The organism is Pseudomonas sp., assembly GCF_049645325.1.
GTDB lineage: Bacteria > Pseudomonadota > Gammaproteobacteria > Pseudomonadales > Pseudomonadaceae > Aquipseudomonas.
The window spans coordinates 1-8,167 of record NZ_JBARTQ010000492.1 but is presented as its reverse complement, the minus strand read 5'-3'; the positions used below and the strand labels follow the sequence as shown (position 1 = coordinate 8,167).

Sequence of the window (8,167 nt, the reverse complement as noted above, 5' to 3'; positions counted from 1 at the left end):
CATAGTGAATGGGTGAGCAGCCCAATCACCGCTTCGAAAGCTCCATAATCATCCGACTCAACAAATAAACCCGCGGCGCCACGCTCTCCACCTCCGCATACTCTTCCGGGGTGTGAATATTCCCGCCCACAATCCCAAACCCGTCCAGCGTCGGCGTTCCCACCCCGGCCGACAAACTCGCATCCGCCGCGCCACCGCTGCCTTCAATGGTCAACTTACGCCCAAGTTCGCCGTAGATTCCTTGGGCGATCGCCACCAGTTTGTCCGACTCCGGCGTCTGCGGCATCGGCGGCAGGCCACGCAGCAAGCTGGTTTTCACTTCGGTGTCGGGAATCAGCTTGTTGGCTGAAACGCGCGCGAGGTCTTTCTCGATCCGATCAAACTCTTCCGGCAGCGCCGCGCGTACGTCGGCTTTGGCGGTGGCTTGGTCGGGGATGACGTTGACGCGGTCGCCGGCCTTTAGCACGGTGAAGTTGATGGTGGTTTTCTTCTCTTCATCACCCAGTTTGCTCAGCTGCAAAATCTGGTGCGCAGCTTCCATCGCCGCATTTCGCCCCAGTTCCGGAGCAACGCCGGCGTGGGCGGCCTTGCCTTTGACTTCAACCACCGCGGTGGCACTGCCTTTGCGCCAAACCACCAGGCCATCTGCTGGGCGGCCTGGCTCAAGGTTCAGGGTCACGTCGTGGGCCTTGGCCGTTTTGCGGATCAGGTCGGAGGCGGCGTCGGAACCGGTTTCTTCGCTGGCGTCGAGCAGGAAGGTGATTTGCGCGTAGTCCTTGAAGCCCTGATTTTTGAGGACTTTCAACGCGTAGATGCCGGCGACGATACCGCCTTTGTCATCCATCACGCCCGGGCCATAGGCACGGCCGTCCTTGATGTGGAACGGACGCTCGGCGGCCGAACCTTCCTTGAACACGGTGTCCATGTGCGCCATCAGCAGGATTTTTGCTTTGCCGGTGCCCTTGAGGGTGGCGATCACGTGGCTGTTGTTCGCGGCTTTGTCTGGCACCAGCTCAATGGAGAAACCAAGCTGCTTGAGCTCATCGACCGCGATGTCGCGCACTTGGGTCAGGCCCGGCTCGTAGCCGGAGCCCGAATCGATATTCACCAGGCGTTCGAGCAATTTCAAGGCGTCGGCCTTGTACTGTTCCGAATCTGCCTGGATTTGTTTGTGGGGTTCGGCGCTGTAGGCCGGTGCAGCGAAAGACAAGGCCAGGGTCGCGGCCAGGAGGGTACGTGAGAAGGTGAAGAGCATGAACCGATCCTTGTTTTTGTTGGGAGGGGACGCCACACCCTACCCCACTAAACCGACCGCAACCAAGTCCCCTGCACCGCGCTGACGCGGTTTCTTCCGCTGCTTTTGGCTTCGTACAACGCCTGATCGGCGTCATTCAACCAACTGGTCGAATCGGCATGTCCCGGTTGATACGGCGCCAGGCCGATGCTCAAGCTGGCGCGCAAGGTGGGGTCCTGGGCATAGGCCAGGGCGTTGAAGCGATCACGCAGCGCATCCATCACTTCGGTGGCGCGGTTGAGCGGCATGTCCGGCAGGATCACGCAGAACTCATCACCGCCGTAGCGCCCGGCCAGATCAGTGGCGCGCAGGTTCTGGCGCAGCACTTTGCTCAACTGGCGCAGGACGATATCGCCGGTCACGTGGCCGTAGGTGTCGTTGATGATCTTGAAGTGGTCGATATCGATCAGCGCGATTGCTGCCCCCTGCTGTTCGCGGCGGCAACGTTGAAACTCGATCTCCAGATGGTCTTTCCAGGCGCCGTGGTTAAGCAGGCCGGACAGGCTGTCGGTGCGGCTCAAGGCCAGTAATTCGCGTTTGTGCCGCGCCAGCGTCACCGCCTGGCGATAGCAGATCCAGCCCAGCGCCAAGGGATACAGCATCAGGATCGGCAGGCAGGCATAGAGCTGGGCCTGGGTGGTCACCGCAACAAAGGCCGGCGCGAATATCAACAACGAGGCGCCGATCCCCAGCGCCTGCGCCACCCACCCCGCCAGCATGAAACGCGGCCCGCCGATGGCGACATTGTTCATGGTCATCATCGACAAGGTGGTGACACTGGGCAAAGGGTTGAAATGCATGGCGCCGACCCAGAACCCGCCGAAAAAGGAATCGAGCATCAGGTTGCGGCGTTCGCTGCGCAGTGAGTTGCTCGCGCGACGCGACCATTGATAGGCAAGGTGCGGCCAGACAAAGGCGTTGATGACCATCCAGGCCCAGACCCACAGCGGCGGGTGCAAGGGGTACATGGCAAACACCACACACACAAAACCGAGCGTCAGCCCCAGGGTGCGCGATTTATACAACCGTGATGCGAGCGGAAGTCCATTTCCTCCTGCGGCTGACATGGTGGGCTGTGATCCTGGATGAATGCCTGGAGTCTATCAGGGCAACGTCAAATCGCCACTACCGCTCATAAGTCTCTTCAGTGTGAAAAACCGCGCGCCAGCATCACGGCCACTCCCAGCAGCAACACCGCCGTGACTCGCTGCAGCAACACCCGCCGCTTGGGGTTTTCCAGTACGTGCTTGATGCGCTGGCCGAAATAGCAGTACAGGCAGCCGCTGGCAAATTGCAGCGTCAGAAACGTCAGCCCGAGGATGGCGATGTCCGCCGCTGAGCTGTGCTCCCCGGCGCCTGCAAACTGTGGGAACACGGCGCTGAACATGATGATGGTCTTGGGGTTGGAAAAACCGGTCAGCAAGCCCTTGCCGAACAAGCTGCGTGAACCCTCCACGGCGCCGGCCTTGTTGATCGACACGCCGCTGCTGGTCCACTGTTTATAGGCGAGGTAGAGAATGTAGGCCACGCCGACAAACTGGATGGTCTGGGTAATCGCGATGTTGCCCTTGATCAATTCCGAAAAGCCCACGGCAAAGATCAGGATTGAAATCAGGTACGACACACTGGCGCCAATCTGCGCCGGGATCGAACTGCGCAAGCCGTCCTTCAAGCCCAGGCTTAACAGCAGCAAGGTCATGGGGCCAGGGCTAAACGTCATGGTGGCGCAAAACAGCAAAAAGTAGAGAAACGAAGACAGCGTTAACGCACTTGTCATGGTCCGGGACCCTGGATTGAAAAAAACAACAACGGGGCGCACGCAATACGCGTTCGCCCCAGGGCCCATCAGGCGACCGCGATTTCGGTCGTCAGGGATTCGCGGTACATCAGCGCCAAGTCAGCGAGGGCGGCCTTGGCCGTCTGGTTACGGGTTTCAAACGCCACCAGGCCTTTCCAGTTGGTTTCGACGATGGCCTGCACCACGTCGGCGTAATCACAGTTACCGTCGTGAATACCGAAGTGCTGGTCTTGCACGCCATTGTTGTTGCTGAAGGAAATGCCTTTGATCAAATGGTGGTACTTGCGCACGACTTCAGCCGGCAGGCCGTTCTCGATGTTGGCGTGGCCGGCATCAAGGAAGAAGTACACATTGCTGTGTGCCTGCAGGCGCTCGAACACAAAGGCGTATTCCGCTTCATGGGTGAAGATGTAGTGAAATGGCCGGTAGTTGATGTAGTTGGACAGGTTTTCAAGGTAGATGTCGGTGCCCTTGGCCTCGGCATAAAGAGCCAGTTCCTGCACCGACTTGAGGTAGTGCTCCAAGGCAACCTTCTTGGCCATCAGCACCATTTTTGGCTCGACGATGCAGCCACCGTGGATGATCAACGGCGCGCCCAAGCGGCTGGCGATGTCGATTTCCTTCTTTACGTAGTCCACGGCCGCCGCGCGGAACGCCTCGACGTCGCTGCCCAGCGGCGCCTTGAAATTACCGTGAAAAATCGGCTTCACGCCGGTGGCGGCAATTTGTTCCTGCAAACTGCTAATGCGCGCCTCTGTCCAGTCGTCGACCATTTCGCCAAACAGGCTGCCGTCGATATACCAGTGGGTGCAGCTACCTTCGATGGCGGTTTGCAGGCCTTTTTCAGCGGCGAGGTATTTCTGGTGGGCCACGCCGGTACAAAACGGCACGGTGGGGTTGATCAGTTTGCTTTCCATGGAGCGATTCCTTTCGTTGATGGCGCGTTAGAGTTCGATGGCCATGAAATCGGCCTTGGTCACGCCGCAGTCCGGGCATGTCCAGTCTTCCGGCACCTCTTCCCAAGGGGTGCCTGCCGGGATTCCGTCTTCAGGAATGCCCAATTCTTCTACGTACATAAAACCGCAGGGTGCACACATATAAGTCTTCATGAGAATGCGAAATCCATTGCTCGCGTGTAAGAAATTTCGCCACTTCCTGGCGAGATGGCGCGCAGTCTAGGGGAGCCGCATTGCGCAAGGCAGGTAAAGTGATGCCTAATCCGGCCTAACTTCACCGGTAAAATCACCGGCAAAGACAAGGAAGGTTTATGTTTGTATCCGCCATCGCGTTTGTGGAAGGCACACCCAAGGTCCAGCAGATCGTCGAGGCGTTCAGCCAGGCCATCGAAAACGGCGAATGGGCGCCCGGCAGCAAGTTGCCGTCGGTGCGCGAGCTGACCGAGACCCTGGGTGTGAGCAAGTTCACGCTCAACGAGGCACTGGACCGCCTGCGCGGGCGCAACCTGCTGACATCCAGCCAAGGCCGTGGCTACTTCGTGGCGATGGACACAGCCCGCCCCGCTTCCGTGGCCTGGGTGGATTTACTGCCGCAGGACCTGCTCAGCGTCTTGCGCCGCCCCTTGGTGACTGCCAGCGGCGAGCTGCGCCCCGGTGGCGGCCACTTGCCGGAAGAATGGCTGAACGCCGAGGCCATCCGCCAAGCCATGCGCAGCGTGGTCCGCGCGCCCTCGCTGCGCATTGCCGGGCTCGGCACGCCGGCCGGGCTGCTGCCGCTGCGCCAGGCCCTGCAACAGAAGCTGCACGCCGAAGGCCTGTCGGTGCCGGTGGAGCAAATCATCACCACCCCCAACACGGTGCAAGGCCTGGACATGCTCATGCGCCTGCTCGCCCGGCCCGGCGACACGGTGCTGCTGGACGCGCCGTGCTACTTCAACTTCCACGCCAATTTGGCGCTGCATGGCGTCAAGGTCGTGACCATCCAGCGCCGTCCCGATGGCTTCGACTTCACCGACCTTGAACACCTGCTCGCCGAACACCGCCCCAGCCTGTACCTGACCACCAGCGTGCTGCATAACCCCACTGGCCATTCTTTCAGCCCCAGCCAGGCCTTCCGCCTGCTGCAACTGACCCAGCAATACCATTGCCATATCGTCGAGGATGACCTCTACGGCGACCTGCACCCCAACCCTCCCCCGCGCCTGGCCGCGCTTGCCGGGCTGGACCAGGTCACTTACCTGTCGGGCTTCTCGAAAATCCTCAGCGCCAACACCCGCGTCAGCTATGTGGTGGCCGCGCCGCAGCTGGCGGCCAACCTGACCAATATGAAATTGATGAGCGGCGGCGTGACCTCGGAGCTGTTCGAGCAAATCGTCTACCGCATGCTCAGCGAAGGCAGTTACGCCAAGCACCGCAAGCGCATGGTGCAGCGGTTGATGGAATCCGGCGGGCGCGTCGAGCAATGGCTCAAGCGCTGCGGCTGCGAACTGCCGATGGCTTATGAAGGCGGGATGTTTATATGTGCGCGTTTGCCGCCCGGGGTGAACGGCGAATTGCTGGCCCAGGAAGCGTTGAAGCGCAGCATGGTGCTGGCGCCGGGAGCGCTGTTCGGCTACGACCCGGCGCACCGCGATTCGATGCGTTTCAATGTCGCCCACAGCGACGACCCCCGCGCGCAGCGGGTGTTTGAGGCGTTGTTGCTCAGGGCCGTGCGAGCCCCTTAAGCATTCGAATGAGTGAGTCGCCCGTCGCTTGAGCCTGGTTTTTTGCTTCGTCATGTATCTGCTTATCGCCAGATACACTGCAATACAAAGGGCACAAGGCAAGGCCCTCGACAGTGGCTAGACTGCGCCCCATCGAGTATTTAACGAGGAAGGCAGCATGGATCATGTCGATCACATCCTGATCGTCGATGACGACCGGGAGATCCGCGAACTGGTGGGCAATTACCTGAAGAAAAACGGCATGCGCACCACCGTGGTCGCGGACGGTCGCCAGATGCGCAGCTTCCTCGACGCCACGCCGGTGGACCTGATCGTGCTGGACATCATGATGCCTGGCGACGACGGGTTACAGCTGTGCCGCGAGCTGCGGGTGGGCAAGCACAAGGCCACGCCCGTGCTGATGCTCACCGCGCGCAACGATGAGACCGACCGCATCATCGGCCTGGAAATGGGCGCCGATGATTACCTGGTCAAACCCTTCGCCGCCCGCGAACTGCTGGCACGCATCAACGCGGTGTTGCGCCGCACACGCATGCTGCCGCCGAACCTCGTCGTCAGTGAAACCGGACGCTTGATTCGTTTTGGCCGCTGGCGCCTCGACACCACTGCCCGCCACCTGCTGGATGAAGACGACACGCTGGTGGCCCTGAGCGGCGCGGAATATCGCTTGCTGCGGGTGTTTCTCGACCACCCTCAACGCGTACTCAACCGCGACCAGTTGCTTAACCTGACCCAAGGCCGCGACGCGGATTTGTTCGACCGCTCCATCGACCTGCTGGTAAGTCGCCTGCGTCAACGCCTGCTGGATGACGCGCGAGAACCGGCGTATATCAAGACCGTGCGCAGCGAGGGCTACGTGTTTTCCCTTCCGGTGGAAATCCTCGGAGCCGAACAATGAAATGGCGGTTTGGCTGGCCGCGCACGCTGGCGTCGCAGCTGTCACTGATCTTTTTGATCAGCCTGGTGTGCGCCCATGGTTTGTCCTTCAGTGCGCAGTTTTATGAGCGCTACATCAGCGCGCGCACCACGATGCTCGGCAACCTGGAGAACGATGTGGCCACCTCGGTGGCGATCCTCGACCGCCTCCCCGCCGCCGAACGCGCCAGTTGGTTGCCGCGCATCGACCGCCAGAACTACCGCTACCTGCTCAACGCCGGTGAGACCGGCGAGCCGATGAGCAGCGATGACGTGCCGATGGCCGCCACGTCGATCTCGGACGCCTTGGGCGAGCACTACGCCCTGACATTTCGCAACATCCCCGGCGTGCAGAAGCATTTCCAGGCGCACCTGACCCTGGCCGACGGCAACCCGATCACCCTCGACGTGCGCCCCGCCGCCCAACCCGTTGCCTACTGGCTGCCGGTGGTGCTGGTGCTGCAACTGGCGCTGTTGCTCGGCTGCACGTGGATCGCCGTGCGCCTCGCCATCCGCCCGCTGACCCGCCTGGCGCGCGCCGTGGAAACCCTGGACCCCAACGCCCATCCCACGCCACTCGACGAAAAAGGCCCCACTGAAGTCGCCCATGCGGCGGCGGCATTCAATGCGATGCAACAGCGCATTGCCGAATACCTCAAGGAACGCATGCAGATCCTGGCGGCGATTTCCCATGACCTGCAAACGCCGATCACCCGCATGAAACTGCGCGCCGAGTTTATGGAGGACTCCGTCGACCGCGACAAGCTGTGGAGCGACCTGGGGGAAATGGAACACCTGGTGCGCGAGGGCGTGGCGTATGCGCGCAGCGTTCATGGGGCGACCGAGGCCAGTCATCGTATTGACCTGGATGCGTTTCTCGACAGCCTGGTGTTTGACTATCAGGACATGAACAAGCGGGTCAGCCTCACGGGCAAGAGCGCGGTGGTGCTCGATACCCGGCCGCACGCGTTGCGTCGGGTGCTGGTGAACCTGGTGGACAACGCCTTGAAATTCGCCGGCAGCGCGGAGCTGGAAGTGGGCTCGACGGCGGTTGGGGAGTTGTCGATCAAGGTGCTGGACCGCGGGCCCGGGATTGCCGAGGATGAGTTGCTGCAGGTGATGCAGCCGTTTTATCGGGTGGAGAGTTCGCGTAATCGCGGGACCGGGGGGACGGGGTTGGGGCTGGCGATTGCGCAGCAGTTGGCGGTGGCGGTTGGGGGGTCGCTGACGTTGAGTAATCGGGTTGGGGGGGGGTTGTGTGCTGAGGTTAGGTTGGGGCTTTGAGCCGTTGAATTGAGTTGGGCTGAGTTGAGTTGAGTGTACATATCCGGCAGTTGGGTGATGGCGGATATGGGTTCCGCTCTTACAGCGGCTCACTTTTGGTGGAGCGCAAAAGTAAGCAAAACGCTCTTGCCCCTCCACTCGGCACCTCGCCTAGGCTCGGTGTGCCCTCACTCCGGCTTGAATCCGTGGGCCGCCG

General features: G+C 61.1%; 8 protein-coding genes. 3 read left to right on the top strand and 5 right to left on the bottom strand.

Annotation, left to right across the window (positions count from 1 at the left end; translation table 11 throughout):
- Nucleotides 1-25 precede the first annotated feature (25 nt).
- From WBB95_RS21050 to WBB95_RS21030, 5 genes are all read right to left on the bottom strand, one after another.
- A complete protein-coding gene (locus WBB95_RS21050) occupies nt 26-1,255 on the bottom strand; it encodes a M20/M25/M40 family metallo-hydrolase (protein WP_424489332.1) in 1,230 nt (409 codons plus the stop codon).
- A 47-nt stretch (nt 1,256-1,302) separates the two neighbouring features.
- Nucleotides 1,303-2,361 (bottom strand): diguanylate cyclase, encoded by a 1,059-nt coding sequence (locus tag WBB95_RS21045; protein ID WP_424489331.1) that lies wholly within the window; start codon nt 2,359-2,361, stop codon nt 1,303-1,305.
- Between the two features lie 77 nt (nt 2,362-2,438).
- Nucleotides 2,439-3,071 (bottom strand): LysE family translocator, encoded by a 633-nt coding sequence (locus WBB95_RS21040; RefSeq protein WP_424489330.1) that lies wholly within the window; start codon nt 3,069-3,071, stop codon nt 2,439-2,441.
- A gap of 68 nt (nt 3,072-3,139) precedes the next feature.
- Nucleotides 3,140-4,009, bottom strand: coding sequence for a sugar phosphate isomerase/epimerase family protein (locus WBB95_RS21035; protein ID WP_424489329.1), 870 nt, complete (start codon nt 4,007-4,009; stop codon nt 3,140-3,142).
- 27 nt (nt 4,010-4,036) lie between these two features.
- On the bottom strand, nt 4,037-4,201 hold the full coding sequence (locus WBB95_RS21030; RefSeq protein WP_016968943.1) for a rubredoxin: 165 nt from the start codon (nt 4,199-4,201) through the stop codon (nt 4,037-4,039).
- 158 nt (nt 4,202-4,359) lie between these two features.
- Between WBB95_RS21030 and WBB95_RS21025 the strand changes: the two genes are divergently transcribed.
- The 3 genes from WBB95_RS21025 (at nt 4,360) to WBB95_RS21015 (ending at nt 7,971) form a co-directional block, all read left to right on the top strand.
- Nucleotides 4,360-5,772 (top strand): PLP-dependent aminotransferase family protein, encoded by a 1,413-nt coding sequence (locus WBB95_RS21025; RefSeq protein WP_424489328.1) that lies wholly within the window; start codon nt 4,360-4,362, stop codon nt 5,770-5,772.
- A 157-nt stretch (nt 5,773-5,929) separates the two neighbouring features.
- Nucleotides 5,930-6,670, top strand: coding sequence for a response regulator (locus WBB95_RS21020; protein ID WP_424489327.1), 741 nt, complete (start codon nt 5,930-5,932; stop codon nt 6,668-6,670).
- A complete protein-coding gene (locus WBB95_RS21015; protein ID WP_424489326.1) occupies nt 6,667-7,971 on the top strand; it encodes an ATP-binding protein in 1,305 nt (434 codons plus the stop codon). The genes WBB95_RS21020 and WBB95_RS21015 overlap by 4 nt, the downstream gene beginning before the upstream one ends.
- The last annotated feature ends 196 nt before the right edge of the window (nt 7,972-8,167 follow it).